Source organism: Streptococcus sp. FSL W8-0197 (assembly GCF_037963785.1).
GTDB classification, from domain to species: Bacteria; Bacillota; Bacilli; order Lactobacillales; family Streptococcaceae; genus Streptococcus; species Streptococcus oralis_CQ.
This window is the reverse complement of record NZ_CP150168.1, coordinates 590,810-613,386: the sequence shown is the minus strand read 5'-3', so window position 1 is coordinate 613,386 and position 22,577 is coordinate 590,810. Positions and strand designations below refer to the sequence as shown.

The 22,577-nt window shown below is 42.8% G+C and carries 10 protein-coding genes; all 10 read right to left on the bottom strand.

Features of this window, described 5'->3' with window-relative positions; genetic code table 11:
- Positions 1-120 precede the first annotated feature (120 nt).
- The gene (locus tag NYE79_RS03185) at positions 121-6,567 is read right to left on the bottom strand and encodes a ZmpA/ZmpB/ZmpC family metallo-endopeptidase (protein ID WP_339293786.1); all 6,447 of its coding nucleotides are present in this window, start codon (positions 6,565-6,567) and stop codon (positions 121-123) included.
- A 228-nt stretch (positions 6,568-6,795) separates the two neighbouring features.
- The gene (locus NYE79_RS03180; protein WP_339293785.1) at positions 6,796-14,640 is read right to left on the bottom strand and encodes a ZmpA/ZmpB/ZmpC family metallo-endopeptidase; all 7,845 of its coding nucleotides are present in this window, start codon (positions 14,638-14,640) and stop codon (positions 6,796-6,798) included.
- Between the two features lie 294 nt (positions 14,641-14,934).
- Complete coding sequence (gene ileS / locus NYE79_RS03175) at positions 14,935-17,727, bottom strand: isoleucine--tRNA ligase (protein ID WP_339293784.1); 2,793 nt, start codon at positions 17,725-17,727, stop codon at positions 14,935-14,937.
- A 251-nt stretch (positions 17,728-17,978) separates the two neighbouring features.
- Positions 17,979-18,773, bottom strand: coding sequence for a DivIVA domain-containing protein (locus NYE79_RS03170; protein ID WP_044020427.1), 795 nt, complete (start codon positions 18,771-18,773; stop codon positions 17,979-17,981).
- A gap of 16 nt (positions 18,774-18,789) precedes the next feature.
- On the bottom strand, positions 18,790-19,044 hold the full coding sequence (locus tag NYE79_RS03165) for a DivIVA domain-containing protein (RefSeq protein ID WP_000028988.1): 255 nt from the start codon (positions 19,042-19,044) through the stop codon (positions 18,790-18,792).
- Between the two features lie 8 nt (positions 19,045-19,052).
- Positions 19,053-19,844, bottom strand: a complete 792-nt coding sequence (locus NYE79_RS03160; protein WP_217970939.1) for an RNA-binding protein — start codon at positions 19,842-19,844, stop codon at positions 19,053-19,055.
- The gene (locus NYE79_RS03155; RefSeq protein ID WP_000576501.1) at positions 19,841-20,101 is read right to left on the bottom strand and encodes a YggT family protein; all 261 of its coding nucleotides are present in this window, start codon (positions 20,099-20,101) and stop codon (positions 19,841-19,843) included. Before NYE79_RS03155 ends, NYE79_RS03160 begins: the two co-directional genes overlap by 4 nt.
- A complete protein-coding gene (locus tag NYE79_RS03150; protein ID WP_000053367.1) occupies positions 20,101-20,631 on the bottom strand; it encodes a cell division protein SepF in 531 nt (176 codons plus the stop codon). The genes NYE79_RS03155 and NYE79_RS03150 overlap by 1 nt, the downstream gene beginning before the upstream one ends.
- Before the next feature lie 9 nt (positions 20,632-20,640).
- On the bottom strand, positions 20,641-21,312 hold the full coding sequence (locus NYE79_RS03145; protein WP_001049616.1) for a YggS family pyridoxal phosphate-dependent enzyme: 672 nt from the start codon (positions 21,310-21,312) through the stop codon (positions 20,641-20,643).
- Between the two features lie 3 nt (positions 21,313-21,315).
- The gene (gene ftsZ, locus NYE79_RS03140; RefSeq protein ID WP_000144261.1) at positions 21,316-22,572 is read right to left on the bottom strand and encodes a cell division protein FtsZ; all 1,257 of its coding nucleotides are present in this window, start codon (positions 22,570-22,572) and stop codon (positions 21,316-21,318) included.
- Positions 22,573-22,577: the final 5 nt, after the last annotated feature.

Sequence of the window (22,577 nt, the reverse complement as noted above, 5' to 3'; positions counted from 1 at the left end):
AATATATCATGTATCAATTTGTTTGTAAATTCATTCGTTTTTAGTAGTAAGCTAGTAATTTTCATAGAAAAAAGAAGATCACTTGGATCTTCTTTTTTCGTGTCTGTTTTTGCAAGAGACTTATCTTTCAAAGATAGACTGTCTGAAGTCGTCTGTGGCACGTAGATAAGCATTAAAAATACGATACTTGAGTTGGGCGACACTGCTCTTAGAGCTGTCTGATAAGGCACGATCAATGTTCTTAGCTGAGGCATCCGCTAGTACTGCTAAGTACATATAATCTTGTAATTCCTCATAAGAAGAAATCGTAATTTGTCGTTTGCTATCTAGTTTTCCGGCTTCAAACTCAATGGTAATTGGACGAAGGAAGTTTTGCGCTTTGTTGTATCGCTCATTCAACATAGCTTTCTTCAAATCCTTCCATGATTCATACTGACTACCGTAGAGGTTTCTAAGGATTAGATCATCTCCAACTACTCCGACATCTCCTCTGTTCCAGATTGAGTAGGTCTTATTACCTTCTTTAAGCGCTTGGCCGGAGTATTGGCCAGATACATATGGGACAAATCCTTGTTGGTAACCCTTGTCTCCGAGCAATTCATAGGCTCTACGACGGAACATAAGTCCACCAGGTGCACCAGTTGGATTGTCCAGGGCTGCATAGAAGGAAGCAAACATATTGACGATGTAGTAGCCATTTCGTCCAAAGCTAGCGGTATCCCAACCGTCCCGACGTCCAATGATATTATGATCAACCAGAGCATCGACAGATTTTAGTTTGGCTGCTTCTTCGGCAGTTATAGGGATAATTCGATCATCAGCGTGGGCTTGTTTACCATAAGAAGTTTTTTCAAATTTATAATTTTCAGCCTTACGGTACCATTTCATTTTCTGCTGATCAGTTAGAACTCCAGTAACAATATCCCCTTCTACATAATCCAGAAGGTTCAGTACGTCAAAAACTCCATGCATGTAGTCGCGAAGTGCATCTGCTGAGGAGAATCGGGCAACAGGATCATAGGTATGGTAACGTGTGGTCGAATCTTTATCTCCCTGATAGAAGCTATTGAGCACGAGACCTTTTTCGCTAACATTGGTTACAGACTCTAACATCCCTGTAGCAAAACTCTCAGGTCCTTCACCCTCACGACGACCATGTCCTTCAAAATAGATAGAACCATCCGAGTTGTGGGTCATTTCATGGGTATAGACCATGGTTCCAGAAGCTCCCAGCATCTGGTCATAGACGTAGAAGACTTCATAACCATTGGCAAAGGCTCCTAGTCCATTGTCTCCGTGATACTTGCCAGCAGGGCCAAAGAAATTGTACATAGCAACAGAGGTCTTATCATTACGCGGAGCCCAATATTGATGACCTTTATCATTATAAAGAAAGAAACCGTCTGTAACAATCACCCGTCTGAATAGAGTGTCTTTCCTGTTTGGACTTAGAATGTTGTACCACATGTCATAGTGGTTTCGTTGCCATTCAGCTGATTGATCCACAAGTTTTTCAACGTGTCGATGGAGTTCCTCTCCTGAGAGAACTCTGCCACCTTCTTTCCTGTAGCCTCCAAAGCTACCAAAGGCAATGGTCGACATATTGCTGATGATATAGACATCTCTTTCAGGTAAGGTCAGAAGCTGGAGAACCATTTGCTTGAAGCCCCAATCTCCCTGAGTCAGTCTGTCGTAGACCTTGATTGTATACTTACTCTTACGATCTGCATTGTCCTGTTTAGCCTGAATTTCTGGCAGACTTGAACGAGCTTCTACGATATAAGCCTTGGTATTTTCCTTGAACCACTCACTGTTGGTTTTGTTTGGTAAGAAGAGTTCGCGCAGACTTTCTAAGTAAGCAAAGAGGTCTCCTTTGCCTTTTTCCTTGGCTAGGAATTGTCGGTAAGCATTGAAGTTGTTTTGCGCTCGAAGATTGCCCATTCCAGAGTTCCCGAGAGCAATGATAGTATCCAGTGTCGAAGCTGCTTGATTACCAAAGAAATCAAACTTATAGGCATTAAGGTCCTTGGTGTTGAACGTTCCATAGTTGACATTGTACCAACGATTGAGATAGGTCAGACCAAGCAGGAAGGCCTCTTTGTTCTTCAGAATCTTTTGGCTAATCGCATCAGCTACGGCAGAACCTAGGGTGTTAATCGACTTGTCAACTGAAAGTACCTTGAGGAGCTCCTGACCTAGTTCAGCCTTGGTTTGTTCAAAGGCTTTTTCTAGATAAAGATCATCTAAGGAAGCTGTTTCACCAATCCCTAATACTTTACGCACTGCAGTTGAGTCATAGGTCACAGCTTTGAGTTCTTCCAAGACACTCGCTTTAATGGACTGGTAGTCAGATAGGAAGGCTTCTGGCGTATAGAGCAAATTCTTATCAGCGATGCTATATTCAGCAATCTGGCCATTGGCAAAATCTCCCTTGTAGGCCAGATCAAGATAAGCAATCGTCTTATCTGCATAATGCAGCATCAGTCTATTGATTTCACCCTTATAGCTGTTGACATCTGTTATCAGTGTCTCATCTTTCATCGGAACCACATCTAGCAGTGCTACTTTGTTGAGTTTATCATCTTCAGCTAATTGGTTGGCTGTATGAACGATGAAGTCTTTGTTGTAGAATGGTAATAGTTTTTCTACATTTTCGTAGGCTTGCTTTCTGGACTCTTGGGCTCCCCTCACTCGACTATAGTCTGTTTGATGCTGGTAAGCTTGCTGCAATGGCTCCTGGTCCGTCAAGTTTGAAGTGATTCCAAAGGACTGACGTTTGGCTTGCGCATCGGCCTCTGAAATAGAACGGACAAAACGTTCATCTTTTCGATTTGCTGTAGTTCCTTCAAGAACATAAGAGTCCCGAACAGAAGCCTCAGGATAGGGATCTCCTGTCATCGCATGACCATTTTGAACCTTGACACTGGTCAAGATATTTCGGACCTGTCCATTGTTCCAAGTAGACCCGATCGCTCCACCGACTTGGCCAGAATGGCCTGCATTTTGGATAGAACCAGTCACATAAGAAGTTTCTAATCTAGCTCCATTTTGCAAGCGACCAATCAAGCCTCCAACACGCTGGTCTCCATTTCGACCCGTTACTTGGATAGATACATCCGCCTGACTCTTCTGCGCCAGTGATTGGTTGCCGTGGAAATTACCGACCAGGCCACCAATATTGTACTCCTGCCCCCCATCTTGGGTGCTGGTGATGGACCCTTTAAAGGCAACATTGGTTAGTTTTGTGTTTTGGGCAACTCCTACGAGTCCACCGATATGCTTGTTCCCAGATAGACTACCACTTACAGAAACATCCGTAATCGTTGCATTCTGAGCGTTGCTAGCCAAGGCCCCTATAGAATCCTTGCCTGTAACTGCAGCCGATTTCAAGGTCAGTTGCTGGATGGTGGCATTTTTCAAGGTTGCAAAGAGTGGTTTTGCCAAGTTGTAGATGGTATAATCTTTGCCATCCACTCGGCTAGTTAGGCTACCTGAAAATTCTTCTGGAACATAGCTTGTCGCAGAATGTTCTAACTCAACCTCATCTGCTGAAACATCCGCTCCTAGTTTGAAGTTTCCAGTCGGGTTTGACTTCATGGCCTCTATGAGCGCTTTGAAGGACGTATAGACACCTTCTTGACTAAGAGGCGTTTTTGGCAATTCAAAAGAGTAATCTGGACGATAATGATCCCCTTCTCCCTCGACGAGCTGATTAGCTGATACCGTTACGGAATAGGCATTGCCCTTATCTGTAATCTTAGAAACAGGTAAGAGCATATCCTTGAACTTGTCTGACTGAATGCGGACATAGTAGTTGTCTAAATCAGATGGAACTTCCGACAGGGATAGGTAACGTCGGTAGTGACTACCATCTTTACCGTACAGTTCGATACGATCAATATCTTTGATTTCAACCTTCTTATAATCTAGCTGAACTGGGCGTTGATCCTCTATACTAGTTTGTTCCCCTTGACCCAGGTCATATTTCATGACGGTTTTGAGGGTATAAGGAGTATAGTAGTCCAAGTCATCAAGTGTCAATTTTTGAGCGAGGTCCACAAGGTCGACTTCCTTGATCAGCGTTTCGCCCTTGTATAGCTGCACTTTGGCTGATTGATAGCTAGCTGTAGCATCCGTCAAGTGATAGCTAAGAGAAACTTGGCGTTGATCTTCTTCCTTCTCGACACGGACTAGAGAGAGGGTTGGTTTTCTCTTGACTCCATCCAGAGCTTGACGAGCTGCCTCGAGATCCGTCCGAACTTGATCGACCAAGGCTTGATTGGCGAAAGGATTGTCCAAAACGAGCTTGGCCTGATCTAGAGCACGACGATAGCGGAGTTTGGCTTGTTCATCAGCATACTGGTAAGCAACTGTAGACTGAGTCACATCCTTCATGTCAAATTCAACACCAAGAGTTTTCTTATCAACAGGTTGACCGTCTAGATTATTCTTAGCAGTTTCAAGGGCATTTTTCAAGGAATCAACCTGTTCTTGACTGGCATGAGATGCCTCAAAGAGAGCTTGGGCATTTGCGACTGCCTGTTTATAAGACTCTTGATCTGCAGTGGTATCATTGAAATACTGATGCGTTTTCTGGATGCTATCGGCCTCTTCCACTAATTGGTGCAAGGGTTCGAGGTCGAGGATTCCTTTTTCTGGCTCTACAGGAGCATGATCCGCATTTGTAGAAATTGGTTTTGTACCGACTTTGATGATCTGAGGAACTGCTTCTTTTGTAATAGTGTTAGAGATTTCCTCTGTATTTTCAACTTTTCCATCTACTAAATACTGACGAGTCACAATCGTACGGACGCCATCTTGGCCTGCTTGGCTAACTTCCCTTTGCCCCAAAGGCAGGTCAGCACTTTCCACTTCCTTAGTTGGATAGGGTTCTGCTACCGTCGTGGTGACATCTTTTTCTTCAACGTTTAAGCTTGGAACTTCATTTACAGGAGCGTCTGTTGGTTTCTCGCTAACAGGACCTGTTCCGACTGTTACGATTTCTGATAATGCAGGAGTTGTCACTTCGTTGGAGATTTCCTGGCTTCTCTCTACTTTTCCATCTACCATGTACTGACGGGTGACGATTGTACGCACACCATCTTGACCAGCTTGGGTTATCTTGGTCTGGCCAACTGGTAAGCTATCACTCTCTACTCGTTCTCGAGTGTAGGGTTCTGCTACCGTCGTAGTAACATCCTTTTCTTCAACCTCTAGACTTGGAACTTCATTTACAGGAGCGTCTGTTGGTTTCTCGCTAACAGGGCCTGTTCCGACTGTTACGATTTCTGATACTGCTGGAGTTGTCACTTCGTTAGAGATTTCCTGACTTCTCTCTACTTTACCATCTACCATGTACTGACGAGTAACAATCGTACGCACACCATCTTGACCAGCTTGGGTTATCTTGGTCTGGCCAACTGGCAAGCTATCACTCTCAACACGTTCTCGAGTGTAGGGTTCTGCTACCGTCGTGGTAACATCCTTTTCTTCGACGTTTAAGCTCGGAACTTCGTGCACTGGAGCGTTTGTTGGTTTGTCACTAACAGACTCCCCTGGGCTTGGTTTTGTAGGAGAAGGGACCTTGCTTCCGACTTTTCTAATCTCAGAAGTCGGCTCAGTCGTTACCTGATTGGAAACCTCCTCTGTATGGATCACCTGACCATTTAAAATGTAGCTGCGGGTCACAATGGTACGACTACCATTTTTCCCTGCCTGAATCACCTCAGTTTGACCTTGCGGCAAATCAGCTGCCTCTACTTCCTCCACTTGGAAAGGAATAATCTCTGTACGACTCGTATCTTTACTCTCAACCTTTAACTCTGGTTGTTCAAATACAGGAGCATCACTTGGTTTCTGAGCACGATACTCTTCCTGCGCTTGGCTTCCGTTTGAAGTTTGAACTGGAGTATCAATAGGAGCCGAATGATTCAACTCTTTCTTGCCATCAACTGGAGAGTTTACTTCTTTTTGAGATTTCAAATACCCTACATATTGGTAGCCTTCAATCGTAAGTGGGGATTGCAATGTTTCCCCGACCTGTACAGTCAATTCCTGATTATAGTCAGCCAGCATTTGATTTGTCAAAGCCAAGGAAGTTGGCGCGATCAGCTGACTTCCTAGACTGGTTAAGAGCATAAAAGAAGCTAGTTTCTTGCGATCATCTCTGCCCAGTTTAATCGCTACGACCAGTAGTACAATGCCTGCCCCCGCTGCAATTGAGCTAATGAGTTGGCTGTGACCAGTTGCAGGTAACTGTCTCGTCGGACGATAAATCAGATAGTAAGTATCATCTGTTTCCTCAGCAAACTGTGGCAATTCTTTGACTACCAATTGCTTTTCTTGGTCCGTGAGCTCACTTTCTGTCACGTACTTATAGTGGATCTGTTTTGTGACGGATGGCGTCTGTTCACTAGCTGCTACATTTGCAAGAGAACCTCCTCCACTAAAAAGGTAGAAAACCCCTACCAGAGCAGAAACCAAACCAACCGAAACTTTTCTCAATGAAAAACGCTGGTGCTTTTCTCCTAAATAACTTCTTTTCATTCCTAATCTTTCCTTCATCATGATTTGAATCTCCTCTATTCTACCGAAATTTACTAGATTATTCAATTTATTTGCTATAAATAATAGCCACAAAAAACTGCTAATCTTTTCAGTTCATTTACGCTTTCAAAATCCTTATCTAATCAGGTATTGAATGCACAAACAAGATCATGGAGAAACCACAGAAAAATTCCTAGGTAGCCTTAAACCTAGGAATTTTTCAAATTTTAATCAAACAGAATCGTTTCCTTATTTCTTGAAAATAGACTGTCTGAAGTCGTCTGTCTCACGAAGATAAGCATTGTAAATCTTCTTCTTGAGCAGGTTAACCCAGCTAGCTTCGACACGGCTAGTAGCATTGGTAATGTTGCGTACATCCTCTGCCACGGCTGCGTCCATCAACTGCTGCATCTCTGCATAAGAACGAATGGTTACTTTCTTGGTACTGTTTGGATTTTTAAGCTCGTACTCAATGGTGATTGGCTTCAGCTTGGTCAACTGATCAATCCGCTCCTTATACATAGCCTTCTTGAAGGCTAGCCAAGAGTCATATTCACCCTTGAATACATTTTCTAAGACTTTCTGGTCAGTCACGAGACCAACATCTCTTCCAGACCATCCGTCCCACGTTTTCTTCCCTTCATCAAAGGCTTCCTGAGAGTACTGACCAGAAACATAAGGGACAAATCCTTCATGGTAGCCTTTGGCTGCCAGTAATTCATAGGCTGTGCGACGGAACATAACGTCACCTGGCGCTCCATTTGGATTACTCAAGGCTGAGTAAATTGGTGAGAAGAGGCTGAGACTGAGGTAGCCATTTCGACCATATTTCCCACTTTCCTTATTCTCCCGACGAGTGATCACATCATTTTCAATCAGGGAATCAAAGGTCTTCAGCTGCTTGATTTCCTCAGCAGTAAAGCTTCGCGTCTGGTTACCAGCGTGGGTCTCCTTACCATACTTATCTGTAATATAGTAATTCTCCATCTTCCTGAACCACTGTAACTTGGCAGCATCACTCTGCTTCAGCATAGAAGTACCTTCTAGATAGTCCAAGGTGTAAATCATGTCAAACATACCATGGACATAGTGTTGCAGGTCTGCTTCATTTTGAACACGTTCCTTGAAATTATAGGTATGCATACGTGTCTTAGAATCCTTGTCCACCTTGAAGAGAGTATTGAGCGTGATGGTTGGTTCATCTGGGCTTGGCGAAGATTGCAAGAGTCCACGAGCATAGAGTTCCGCACCCAAGCCCTCACGACGACCATAACCTTCAAAGTAAATTGCACCGTCAGAGTTATGGGTCATTTCATGCGTGTAGACAGAGTTCCCATAGTCTTCTAACAATCGTGCTCTATCAAAATGGGTAACACTTCCCGTAGCATAGGCATTGTAACCCTTGCTTGGATACCACTTGCCGGCTGGTCCAAAGAATTCCTGCATAGCCTGTGATTTTTTGTCATTAGCTGGTGCCCAATAGCTTTGTCCTGCTTTGTCAGTCAAGAAGAACCCATCATAAACCAGAACAGAACGGAAAAGCTTGTCCTTGCTTTCTGGACTCAGAATCTTATACCAGAAATCATAGTGGTCGCGCTGGTATTCAGCTGTTTTTCTCACTCGGTCTTCGACATATTCAACTAGTTCTGCGTCTGTGCGCACTCTGTTATTAGCATCAAGACGATAGCGATCATAAGCTCCCATAGAGAGGGTCGACATATTAGAGATAGCATAGACACCTTTCTCCGTCATGGTCAAGAGTGGCAGGAGCATGCCCTTTTGTTCCCAATTATCTGCTGTAATCTTGTCATAAACACCAACAGAGTACTTGCTCTTGCCCTCGGCTGCGTCCTGAAGCTTTCTCGCTTCTGGCACATCGGACTTAGCCTCAACAATATAGGCTTTTGTATTGGTCTTGAGCCATTCATTATTGGTCTTGTATGGTAGGAAGAGCTGACGGTAGCCTTCAAGGTAATTGAAGAGTCCTCGCTTGCCAGTTGCTTCAGAGAGCGAATTATCATACGCTGTATAGTTGTTCTTAGCCTTGAGATTCTCAAGTCCTGATTTCCCTAAAGCAATGATTGTATCAAGAACCGAAACGTCATTCTTACCGTAGAAATCCATCTTGTAAGCCGATAGGTCCTTAACATTAAAGTTGTCATAGTTGATATTATACCAACGGTTAAGGTAAGTCAAACCTAATAGGAAAGCTTCTTTATCAGCAAGAATCTTCTTAACAAGATAATCCTTAACTACTTCACCTTCAGTATTGATAGCCTTATCCATAGCTAGCACTTTTCGAAGCTCACCTGATAGCTTACTTTTCACCTGCGTAAATGCGGTGTCTAAGTATAGTTCATCCAAAGAAGTATCTGCTGCTACTCCGAGAGCTGTACGCATAGCTGGCGAATCAAGAACGACCTTGTTCAGCTCTGGCAACACTTGATTTAGAATGCTAGTATAATCTGATACAAAGGCTTCTGGAGTATAAAGAAGGTCTAACCCCTTGATACTATACTCAGCAATACCTTGGTTGACGAAATCTCCCTGATAAGATATTTCTAGGTAGTCAATGGTATTGTCCATGTAGTGCAGCATCAAACGATTGATTGCTGTTTTATTGCCATGGATATCAGTGATAATCTGGTCACCCTTCATCGGAACAACATCCAGTAGGTACTCCTTGTTCAACTTATGCTCTTTCGGAATCTTGTTCGCAAACGAAACAATGGTTTCTTTATTGTAGAAAGGAAGCAGTTTCTCCATATTTGCGTAAGAATATCCGCGGTCGAATTGAACATTTTTTTCCTCACCATAGTCGACAAAACGCGTATTTAGATTCGTGTCATCTAGGCTAGTCGTGATGTCCATAGCAGTCAGTTTTTCTTCCATTTCTTCTTGAGTAATGGTAGAAGTAACAAACTGATCGTTTTTCAAGGTTTCACTCTTAGCAACTTTATATGCTTGCGTAATGCGGTCGTTTTTGTAGCCCTGATCCCCAGAAATACTGTAAACATTTGTACCGCTAACATTACTGATCACATTATCAACTAAACCATTAAAGTAGTTCGAGCCGACCACTCCACCGATTTGACCGTTAGTGGTTGCATTATATACTTTTCCTGTCACATAAGATTTGGTAATTCGAGCATTGTTTTCTAGACGTCCAACCAAACCACCGATACGTTGTTCATTTGATCGTGCACCACTTATAATCGTTACATCTGCTTTACTTTGGCTAAGAAGAGATTCTCCTCCTTTAAGGCTTGAAACCAAACCACCTACGTTATAGGCTTTGATGTGTTGACTGTTAGATAGGATGGTACCCGTAAAGGAACTATTTGTAATCTTCGTATTGGTTCCATTAACTACTAGACCCGCTACGTTAGAGGCGTTTCCTACTACCGATACTCTCCCCTGAACAGAAACATCTGTGATTCGCGCATTCTCCGCATTACGTGCCAGCGCAGCCGAGTCATAGGTACCCACGATATTCACATCTTTAAAGTCGATATTGGTAATAGAAGATCCGTTCTTGAGGTTTTCAAATAAAGGTTTGGCTAGATTATAAATGGCGTATTGCTTACCATTATGACTACCTGTCAGGCTACCGGTGAAGTTCCCTTTGAGGTAGACATAATCTGCAGGTGCAAGACTAACCTCACTAGCATCCAAATCAGCTCCCAACACATAATTTCCTGCCATATTTCGCTTCATAGCGTCTACCAATCTAGCAAAGCTAGTGTAGACATTTTGCTGGCTTGGGACTGCCTTACTGATGTAGAAGTCGTGCCCAGACTTATAGCCCGTTTCACTTTCTTGGACGAGTTCAGGAAGGGTTACATTAACCTTATAGACTGCCTTGCCATCTTTCTCTGCTTCAGAAATGCTGTGAACTGGTAGGAGAATTTCCTTGGATTCGCTTGATTTGATCTTGACGAAGTAAGTAGACAGATCCGTAGGCATAGAGTTCATCGATACAAAGCGCTTGTATTGGTCGTTTTCTTTATGATAAAACTCAACGGAATCAATATCACGGAAGGCAATCTTCTTGTATTCTAGCTCAAAGTTACGACTGTCTGTTTCAAACTCAGTAAAGCTACCATTATCCAATTCATAAGTCAACTTAGTTTTTAGAGTGTAGCCTGTGTAGTAGTCTAAGTCGCCAATTTTCAAGCTGCCAGCAAAGTTGGTAATTGGAAGAGTGCGAATCAGCTGGTCTCCCTGGTACAATTCTGCAGTCGCTGAACGGAAGGACTGGGTCTGGTCTTCCAATCTATATTGAACCGTCACCGACTTATCATCAGCATTCTCGGTTAGACTTAGAATGGAAACCGTTGGCTTGACCTTAGGCACTCCATTTAGAGCTTCTTTGGCTGCTGTCAGGCTAGCAAGAGCTTGGTTGACCTGTACTTGTGTAGCAGTCTGATTGTTCAAAACTCCCTCTGCCTTGGTCAATTCGTCTGTATAAGCTGTCTGCTTATCTGAATCAGCATTCTTATATTTCACAGAAGTTTTAACAGTTGGATTTAAATCGTACTCAGTCTGAAGAGCTGTTTTAACAACTTCAAGACCACTTAATTGAGCCTTGGCTTGATTGATTTGTTCCACCAGTTGGTTGACTTCTGCTTGGCTGGCTTGGGATTGGCTCAGAATCGCTTGACCAGCCGTCAAAGCAGCATCATAGTTAGCTTGATGACTCTGACTATCGTTGAAATAACGGGCCTGTGCTTTAATCTGATCCGCTTCTGCCAAGAGATTATGCAGTGAAATTAAATCGAACTCCTCTAAAGCGTCTGCTTTCGGTGCATCACTTGGTACCATAGTTGGCTTAGCCGTTCCGACTTTGACAATTTGCGTTACAGGAGCCAAGGTTTCTTCATTAGACAATTCTTGACGGTCAACAACTTGATCGTTAGAGCTGTAAACACGAGTCTTGATGGTCCGCTCACCTTGAACACCCGGAGTTGTGATTTGACGAGCATCTTGAACTAGCTCATCGGTATATTGCTCCTCAATGTTGAAGGCTATTTTCTCTACACGAGTTTCGTCGGTATAAGTTAGTGGATACTCTGGCAAAGCCTCTGCTTTCGGTGGGTCGTTCGGTACCATGGTTGGTTTAGCCGTGCCGACTTTGACAATTTGTGTTACTGGAGCTAGAGTTTCCTCGTTAGACAACTCTTGACGGTCGACCACTTGGCCATTAGAACTGTAGACACGGGTCTTAATGGTACGTTCGCCTTGGACTCCTGGAGTTGTTATTTGACGGGCATCTTGAACAAGCTCATCCGTTTCTTCTTCACGAATTGTGAAGTTAATTTTCTCAACCCGAGTTTCGTCGGTATAAGTTAGCGGATACTCTGGCAGAGCGTCTGCTTTCGGTACATCGCTTGGTACCATGCTTGGTTTAGCAGTTCCGACTTTGACAATCTGTGTTACGGGCGCCAAAGTTTCCTCATTAGACAACTCTTGGCGGTCAACCTCTTGCCCGTTGGAACTGTAGACACGGGTCTTAATCGTGCGCTCACCCTCAACTCCTGGAGTTGTGATTTGGCGGGCATCTCGAATAAGCTCATCGGTATATTGCTCCTCGATGTTGAAGGCTATTTTCTCAACGCGAATTTCGTCAGTATATGTCAACGGATACTCTGGTAGAGCGTCTGTTTTCGGTGCATCGCTTGGTACCATGCTTGGTTTAGCCGTTCCGACTTTGACAATCTGTGTTACGGGAGCCAAGGTTTCTTCATTCGAAAGTTCTTGGCGGTCAACAACTTGACCATTGGAACTGTAGACACGGGTCTTGATCGTGCGCTCTCCCTCAACACCTGGTGTTGTGATCTGGCGGGCATCTTGGACCAATTCATCCGTAGTCTGCTCTTCAATGTTGAAGGCTATTTTCTCTACACGAGTTTCGTCGGTATAAGTCAACGGATACTCTGGCAGTGCGTCTGCTTTCGGTGGATCGTTCGGTACCATGGTTGGCTTAGCTGTGCCGACTTTGACAATTTGTGTTACAGGAGCCAAGGTTTCTTCATTCGAAAGTTCTTGACGGTCGATTTCCTGACTGTTAGAACTGTAGACTCGAGTCTTGATAGTCCGTTCACCTTGGACTCCTGGAGTGGCGATTTGACGAGCATCACGAACCAATTCATCCGTATATTGCTCCTCGATGTTGAACGCAATCTTCTCAATGCGGGTTTCATCCGTATATGTCAACGGATACTCTGGAAGAGCGTCTGCTTTCGGAGCTTCATTCGGTACCATAGTTGGCTTAGCCGTTCCAACTTTGACCACTTGCGTTACGGGAGCTAGAGTTTCCTCATTAGACAACACTTGTCGGTCAACAACTTGACCATTGGAACTGTAGACACGAGTCTTGATAGTCCGTTCGCCTTGGACTCCCGGAGTTACGATTTGACGACTTCCTTCTGGAATCTCATCTGTATATTGCTCGTCAATAGAAAAATCAATCTTTTCTATTCTAACCTCATCATTTGTAGTCAATTCCAACTCAGAGTTCTCTTGAACAGGCGCTGTATCAGAACTGGTGCCATACTCTGTCAATTCTGGAACTTCGTGAACTGGAGAGGTTTCAGGACTTGTGCCATACTCTGCCAATTCTGGAACTTCGTGAACAGGCGCTGTTTCTGGAGTTGTGCCATATTCTATCAGTTCTGGAGTCTCACGAACTGGAGACGTCTCAGAACTAGTCCCATATTCTGTCAGTTCTGGAATCTCTTGAACTGGAGGCGTATCAGAACTGGTGCCATATTCTGTCAATTCTGGAACTTCGTGAACTGGAGATGTTTCAGGACTTGTGCCATATTCTGTCAGTTCTGGAGTCTCACGAACCGGAGACGTCTCAGGACTAGTTCCGTATTCTGTCAATTCTGGTGCTTCATGAACAGGCGCTGTTTCAGGAGTTGTACCGTATTCCGTCAGTTCTGGAACTTTGTGAACTGGCGCTGTCTCAGGAGTTGTGCTATATTCCGTCAGTTCTGGAACTTCGTGAACTGGAGTTTCTTTTGGTATCGAGTTAGTTGGAGCTGTTCCAACTAAAATAATTTCAGAAACAGGTTCAAGCGTCACTTGATCAGAAATCATTTCGCTTTTTACGATTTCTTGATCCTTACGAAAATGACGAGTCACTACTGTACGTTGACCTCGAACACCTGATTGTATAACTTTTGATTGCCCTTGAGCCAATTCATCGGTATATTGGTATTTTGTCTGATAAGGAAGTTCTTGGACTGACTTTTGCTCACTAATTTTTAGTTCTGGTAAGTCATAAATAGGAGTTGAGCGTGTGAATTCAATCTCCTTAGCAGCTATAGCTTCTCTTTCTCCCTCAGTTAAAGCATCACCCTTATCCGAAACAATCTCTTTCATATCAGGATTTGTTTCACTCGGCTTAAGTTCACTTCCCTTCTCTTTCTCTAAATCAAGTGTCGGATTTTCCTTCAGAGCAGAATGAGCTAAATGACTATCATTTTGTTCTTCATTCTTTAGATAACCGATATAGTCGTAACCGTCAATTTTCAATGGCGCTGGAAGTGCATCTCCAAGACCCAAGTTAAGACTTTGATTATATGCCGCAAGTTCGATATTCGTCACTGCTAAGACTGTTGGAGATAGCAGTATGGATCCCATTCCAGTTACCAACAAGATAGAAGATAAATACCTCTTCCCATTTCTTCCTTTAACAACTACAAGCACTAGTAATGCAAGACCCATCGCTGTAAAAGTTGATTCCCAAAGACCGGAATGACCTGTTTTAGGTAATACTCTAGACGAATCCGCTTGAGTAGTCGGACGATAAACTAAGTAATAAGTCTCTGAAGCATCCTCAACATGCTTTGGAATCTCCCTGATCAAGGCACTCTTCTCTGCCTCCGTCAATTCAGACTCCACTACGTAGTGGTATTTGACCTGAGCAGACTGCTGACTTTGAATTTCTGCTGCCTTCACAGAAGTCAAGCCCCCAGCCATTTGCCCATTCAAAAAGAAACTTCCAATAGTCGCCGAAACGAGCCCGACAGACAACTTTCTGAAAGAAAAGCGCTGTCGTTTTTCTCCATAAAACTGATGTTTCATTCTCAAAATTTCCTCTTCAATATATTATTCAATCCTTTCTATTCTACCTGATTTCACTTGATTATTCAAATTATTTGTCGCGATTTTTAGAAGCAACACATGCTTTTGAAAAGTACCAAAAAACGACCTCTCTTTTTAAAAACATCTCAAAAAATCAGCTTAAAACTCTTCCTAAAAATGTTAGATTTACTCCCTTTGTCCTAAACTTTTTCCAACAAAAAAGAGAGAAATGACTTCCTCTCTTTTTCTTTTTCATCTCATCTTAAACTATGAGAAGACATATTTCTAATCTGATTATTTCGCTTCAAATCCTTCTGCGACCGCATCCGCAAAGTTTTCTTCTACGATGCTTGCACAGTGATCACAGATAACTGCATGGTAGCTGCGTTCTGCTGTTGTTGGGTCGATACGACGGCAACGGTCACAAACTTCACCTGCAGCGCGTTCAACTGTAAAGGCAACATCCTCAAAGCTAACTGCTCCTTCTGGAGCTGTACCTTCAGCGATGGTCAATTCTGACACGATCAAAAGTTGAGCTACATTGCTATCCACTGCTCCAAGAAGAGTTTTCACCACTTCATTTGGATAAACTGTCAAGTGTGCTTCAAGCGATTTCCCGATAACTTTTGCATTACGCGCTTCTTCCAAGGCTTTTTGAGCTTGTCCGCGGAAATCCATGAAGGCTGACCATGTATCCAAGATTTCTTCTTGGTTGGCAAAAGTTTCTGCTTCTGGCAATTCTGACAATTGAACAAATTCTTCAGCTTCAAACTCAAGATATGACCAGATTTCTTCTGCAGTGTGAGGAAGGATTGGTGTCAAGAGTTTGGTGATTTTGACAAGAACGTCATAGAAGACTGTCTGCATTTGACGGCGTTCGAGTGATTTGGCACCTTCGATGTAAACAACGTCTTTAGCGAAGTCAAGGTAGAAGGCTGACAAATCAACGTTGATGAAGTTCACCAAGGCCTTGTAAATTGTCAAGAATTCAAAGTTGGCATAAGCATCACGAATGGTCTTGACAAGCTGGTTAAAGCGAATCGTCATGTACTTGTCAACTGAACGAAGTTCATCGTAAGCCACTGCGTCTTGAGCTGGGTTAAAGTCAGAAGTGTTAGCAATCAAGAAACGAAGAGTGTTACGGATCTTACGGTAAGTTTCAGAGACTTGGCTCAAGATATCCATAGAGATACGCACGTCGTTGCTTGAGTCAACACTTGTTACCCAGAGACGCAAGATTTCCGCACCAAATTGTTTTTCAACATCGCTTGGAGCAATGGTATTCCCAAGAGATTTAGACATCTTCTCACCTTTACCATCAAGGGCAAATCCTTGTGACAAGATTTGTTTGTAGGGAGCAACGCCATGGTTAGCAACAGATGTGATAAGTGATGAGTTGAACCAACCACGGTACTGGTCAGAACCTTCAAGGTATAGATCTGCTGGGTATTTAAGTTCTGGACGGTTGACCACCACTCCATTCCATGATGAACCTGAGTCAAACCATACGTCCATGATATCTGTTTCTTTCTTGAACTCGCCATTTGGTGAACCTGGATGAGTAAATCCTTCTGGCAAGAGGTCCTTAGCATCACGTTCCCACCAGATGATAGAACCGTGTTCCTCAAAGAGTTGAGCTACATGTTCAATCGTTTCAGCTGTCATGATAGCTGTACCATCTTCTGCGTAGAAGATTGGAAGCGGAACACCCCAAGCACGTTGACGAGAGATAACCCAGTCACCACGGTCACGAATCATATTGTAAAGACGAACTTTCCCCCATTCTGAGTGGAACTTCACTTTTTCAATTTCATCCAAGATTTCTTGGCGGAATTTAGATACAGAGGCAAACCACTGTGGAACAGCTCGCCAGATGATTGGTTTCTTGGTACGCCAGTCAAATGGGTATGAGTGAGAAATTTCTTCCTGAGCAAGGAGTAAATCACCCAGTTTTTCGATAACAGTCGGCACAACCTTGTCATAGAACTGACCCGCAAATTCAGGACCAGCATTTTCCATCATAATACCGCGTTCGTTAACTGTTACAGCAACTTCCAAGCCGTTGGCAACACCGACATTGTAGTCGTCCTCACCAAAACCAGGGGCTGTATGGACAATACCAGTACCAGAGTCAGTCGTAACGTGGTCACCAAGGATCACCAACTCATCTACAGCTGTATCCCATGGGTGGACTGTCACAATGTGGTTCAATTCTTGACCACGGTAGGTCGCCAAGACTTGAACATCCGCCCAACCAAATTTCTCAGACAAACTGTTCAACAATTCTGAAGCAACTACAAACTTACGAGATTCACCAGCTGGTTGAACGACTACGTAGTCAATATCAGCTCCAACTGTCAAACCACGAGAAGCTGTGATAGTAAATGGAGTAGTTGTCCAAACTACGATGTAAGTGTCTGTATCTAGGACACCTTTTCCGTCTTTGACGCGGTTAGCATAGTAAAGGGAAGTTGAAAGCAAGTCATGGTATTCAATTTCCGCTTCAGCAAGAGCTGATTCAGATGACCAAGACCAGTAAACTGGCTTGGCACCACGGTAGATGTAGCCTTTCTTAGCCATTTCACCAAAGACACGGATCTGAGCTGCTTCATAGTCTGGAGTCAAAGTCACATAAGGATTTTCCCAGTCACCAGAAACACCCAAACGTTTAAAGTCTTCACGTTGTTTATCTACTTGAGAAAGAGCGTACTCGCGGCAAAGTTTCAAGTACTCAACCAAGTCCATTTCTTTGCGTTTAACGCCCTGTTTTGCCAAGACTTGCTCGATTGGCAATCCATGTGTATCCCAACCTGGGATATAAGGGGCGTAAAATCCTGACATAGACTTAGAACGAACAATAATATCTTTAGAAATCTTGTTCATGGCATGTCCAACGTGGATATTTCCGTTTGCATACGGAGGTCCATCATGCAAAGTGAAATGTGGTTTTCCTTGGTTCAATTCTTGACGACGTTGGTAAAGTTTTGCTTCTTCCCATTCTTTTTGCCAAACTGGTTCTTTGGTTGGAAGACCAGCACGCATAGGAAAGTCTGTTTTCCCTAGATTGAGGGTTTCTTTAAGTTTCATTGTTACTCCTTTAATTTAAATTGACAAAATAAAAACCACGATTCGCAAAAAGGACGAAAATCGTGGTACCACCTTTGTTCGAAAAAAGACAGGGTCTCTTTTCCTCTTTTCCCGTAACGTGGGGAACGTCCAGTCTTACTGTTTTCGGACTGGATTTATTGAGAGGATAATCTAACCACTAGGGATTGCAGGACTCTCACCATCTCCCACTCGCTGAAAATATAGTTGGTTGGATCTTGTTCTCACATTTTTTATAGGATAAGAACAGATTCTTTATTTGCATCGTTCTCAGTTGCCGCAGTAGCTTCTACTTCAACTGACTCTTCATGCTGGTCACTTTCTTCTGTCTGTTGATTTTGTTGAGCTTCAAACTCAGCTAATTCTTTGTTACCAGCCTCGATACGAGCTTGTAATTCAGCAACCTCTTCTGGTGTGAATTGACGAGTCATATCAATAGGTTCTTCCTCTGGTTGTAAAGATACAGTTTCACCAAGAACTTCACCCACCACTTCTTTAAAGGCTTCATCACTTGTCTGAAGGTAAGTAGCTGTTGGGCGAAGAATATCTTCCCAATCAGATGACTCAACAATTGCTAACTGACTTTCAATCGTAGACTTGAGGCGTTGATGGAATACACGGCTCTTATTCTTCAACTCTTCTGTCTCAACAGCCACTCTCTTCGCATTATCTGTAGCCTGACGGAGAATTTCATTTGCCTTGTATTTCGCTTCTTCAAGCAAACGCTGAGCATCTTGTTCAGCTTGTTGAATAATATTGTTTGAACGTTCTTGAGCAGCTTGTTTAACACGCTCCGCTGTATCTTGAGCAATCAAAACTGACTGACTCAAGGAATCCTTCATCTCATCAAAGTAAGACAAACGTTCTTCCAAACTTTTGATGTGTGTCTCTTTATCGTGATTACTACGAACCAAGTCTTCATAATCACGAACAACGATATCAAGAAACTCGTCTACTTCTTCTGGGTCAAAACCTCTAAATCTTGTGCCAAAGGTTTTATCTTTAATTTCTAACGATGTAATTGGCATACTTTTCCTCACTTACTTAATAAAAAATAGAATCATTAATTGCTTCTGGTTCTTGCTCGCTTGTTACTGTTCTCTTAGGAATATCATTCGTATAATAGGAAAGACGTTCTTCTAGTTTTTTGATATAGAGTTCAGTTTCATCTTTGTATCGAATCATCTCCTCTAATTCAAAGTAAATCTTATCTAGAAATAGGTCAACTTCTTCCTGATTGTAGCCTCTGAATGTTCTTGAGAAAGCTTTATCACTTATTTCTTGTGGTGTAATCGACATATTTTTTCTCACTTGCTTAAAAGTAGCCGGACTGTTAGTTTTTTCTTATCCTTTTTGGTCTGACCATTGTCTTTGACAACTTTCAAACGACCAAACTTTCTCACACTGATCAAATCTCCAACTGCGACCTGGTAATCAGATTTTTCAACCAGATGATAATTTACTTGGACAGATTTTTTCTCTATCAGTTGACTAGCTTGGTTTCTAGATAATTTCAAGGCACTTGATAAGAGGGCATCCAATCGAAAACTCGAAACTAAAATTTCTCGTTCTCTATAATCAATTTTAGACAAAATCCTATCGGTAAAAGGACGTTCCTCCAGCGATACAGGAAGTCTGCCAATCTTTCTTATTCCATCCTGAAAAAGAGGAATGAAATCACGATTGACAAAAATCTGTGCTCTCTTTTCATCTACCAAGATATCACCAAATAATTTACGGTCAATTCCTAGTTGGTTGATAATTGTTCCCAATATTTTTCCATGACTCAGTTGTTCAAACTTACTCGGATAGCAAATTTCCAACAGGGCCATTTCAAAGTCTGATATCTCCGGTTCAAAGTAATCTGGATAGAGAAGAACTCGAACCGACTCTGTCGGAAGAACATCACCACTACTTTGGCAACCCAGTCCATATGTCCCAGCTATCACCCTCAAAATCTGTTCCTGATGGGGATTGATAAAAGGAGTAAGTACCGGCGCATATGTATCTTCTACCCGCTTGAACCACTCTAAACCCTTATCAATAAAGGGAATATCATCTTGGGAAAAATGCTGATAAATGGCTCGATTTGCTGTCATAGTAATAAGACTAGTCGTGTTAAGAGATTTCCAACAAACTGAATTAGAATCAGCGCTGCCCAAACCGTAAAGTCAAGACCAGCAAATTGTAGATTGAGTTTACGAAGTGGCTCAATAACTGGACGAGCAAGTCTGATAACTAGGCGACCTAGCTGGCTTTCATAGGCATTTGGAAACCATGAAAGAAGAGCAAATGCAACGAGAATGATGGAATAAATGCTGACCGCATTTTGGATTAAACGGATTAAGAAAATCATTATCTTGCTCTATTTCGTTTAATATCAAAACCAAACTCAGCGCTTTGTGATTCATCTGGAAGTTTGATATCTTCAATATTCACGACAACGTTGACAGGCGTCAATAGATACATCGTACTCGCAACTTTTTTCATATTCCCAGCTAAGACATGGCGGGCTCCGTCCAAGTAATCAAGGCAACGACGGGCTTGAACCTCTGTCATATATTGGAAATCAATCAAAATACTTTCATTTCCAGCCAACAAATCTACAATCTCAGTTGCATCTTCATATTTTCTTGGATAGCGAACGTCAATTGTCACTTTCTCATCTGAACGATGGCTTTGCATTGCCAATTCTTGCTGACGCGCATGAAGACGAGTAATATTTGCATCTTTTGCTGATCCTGACTGAGCAGGTGCTGGTAATTCTTTAGAAGATGAGATGGCTGGGCTAACTGTTTCCTCTTGTTGAGTCTGGTAGTTAGTCGTTTCTTCTCCGTCTTCTGTAAAATAATCTATAAATTTATCGAATCTATCTTTTAAAGACATAGCTCTCTCCTATTTAAAAAATGCTGTACCGATTCGAACAAAGGTTGAGCCGAACTGAATCGCTTCTTTAAAATCACGACTCATTCCCATGCTTAGCTCTGTCATCGGCATATTAGGGATTTGTTTTTCTCTAATTTCTGCTTGCAGAGCCTGCGTATCCTTGAAAATTTCTTTCAATTCATCACTGTCTGCCTCAAAAGGAGCCATGGTCATTAAACCAACATACTCAATCTGATCTAACTTAGCCAATTCTGGCAAAAGTTCTAGCAATTCTTCTTTTGAAAACCCATGCTTGCTTTCTTCCCCAGAAATATTGACCTGCAAGAAACACTTGATAACATGATCTGTTCTCTTTTGAATTTCCTGGGCTAACTTAAGGGAATCTAAAGCATGAAAGTAATCCACATATGGGATTACTTCTTTCACTTTCCGTCTCTGTAGTGTTCCTATTAAATGCCAAGTAACTGGGTAATCTTTCAAGGCCTGATATTTTTCTAAAAATTTATCGACTCGATTTTCACCTATATGACGGACACCAAGCGGAAGCAAGGCTTCCGCTGTTTGTACATCTACATACTTTGTCACTGCGATTACTGAAACAGCATCTAGAGCACGGTTGGCTTCTTGACTAGCATCAGCTATTTGCTGAAAAACTAATTCAGTATTTTTTTTCAAATTCATTGATTAACGATTTTTGAAGAATGGAGGTGTATCCAATTCATCTTCATCTTGTGAAACTGGTGTTTCGAAGCGTTCTACTGGTGAAACAACTGGATCTGTTTGGCGAACAATAGACTCACGACGCAAGTCCCAGTCTCCAAAAGCAGAGGCTTGGTTTGTTTCAAAGCGACGTGGGCTTGATTTAGGCAATTCTGCTGTCTCTTCCAAGTCGAATTGACGGTCAAATGTGTGTGCTTGTGGCGCTTTAGTTGATGGTCGTCCAACTGGTTGGTTGTTACGAGCTCCAACTACTTTTTCCACGCGCTCTTGACGAACACCTGTCGCTACAACTGTAACACGGATTTCATCCTTCATGCTTTCATCAATTGATGTTCCAAGCCAGATGTTTACACCTTGGCCAGCTGCTTGGTTGACGATTTCTGAAGCTTCTTCTGCTTCAATCAAGGTCAAATCAAGACCACCAGTAACATTGACGATGACATCCTCTGCACCATCGATTGTTGTTTCAAGAAGTGGAGAGTAAATTGCTTTACGAGCCGCTTCAACAACGCGTTCTTCACCACTACCGATACCGATCCCCATAAGGGCATTCCCTTTGTTGGCCATTACAGTTTTCACGTCAGCAAAGTCAAGGTTAATCAATCCTGGGTTCGTGATCAAGTCAGTAATCCCTTGAACACCTTGGCGAAGAACGTTATCTGCTTCGCTAAGAGCTTCAAGAAGTGGCGTTTTCTTATCAACAATTTCAAGCAAGTTGTTGTTAGAGATAATCAACAAAGTATCAACATGCTCGCGAAGTTCGTTGATTCCTTCTACAGCGTACTGGCCACGTTTGCTTCCTTCAAATCCGAAAGGACGTGTCACAACACCAACTGTAAGAGCACCAAGATCTTTAGCGATACGTGCAATAACAGGGGCTGCACCTGTACCAGATCCACCACCCATACCTGCAGTGATAAAGACCATGTCTGCTCCAGTGATAGCTTCCGTCAAAGCTTCTTCACTTTCTTCTGCAGCTTTACGTCCAACTTCTGGACGACCTCCAGCACCCAAACCACGAGTCAATTTAGGACCAAGTTGGATAACTGTTTCTGCTTTCGTACTGCTAAGGGCTTGTACATCAGTGTTGGCTGCGATAAATTCTACACCAGCAACACCTTCGTCAACCATGCGGTTAATGGCGTTACCACCACCACCACCGACACCAATTACCTTAATAACTGCGCCTTGAGCTGCTGCTGTATCAAATGAAAATGTCATAATTT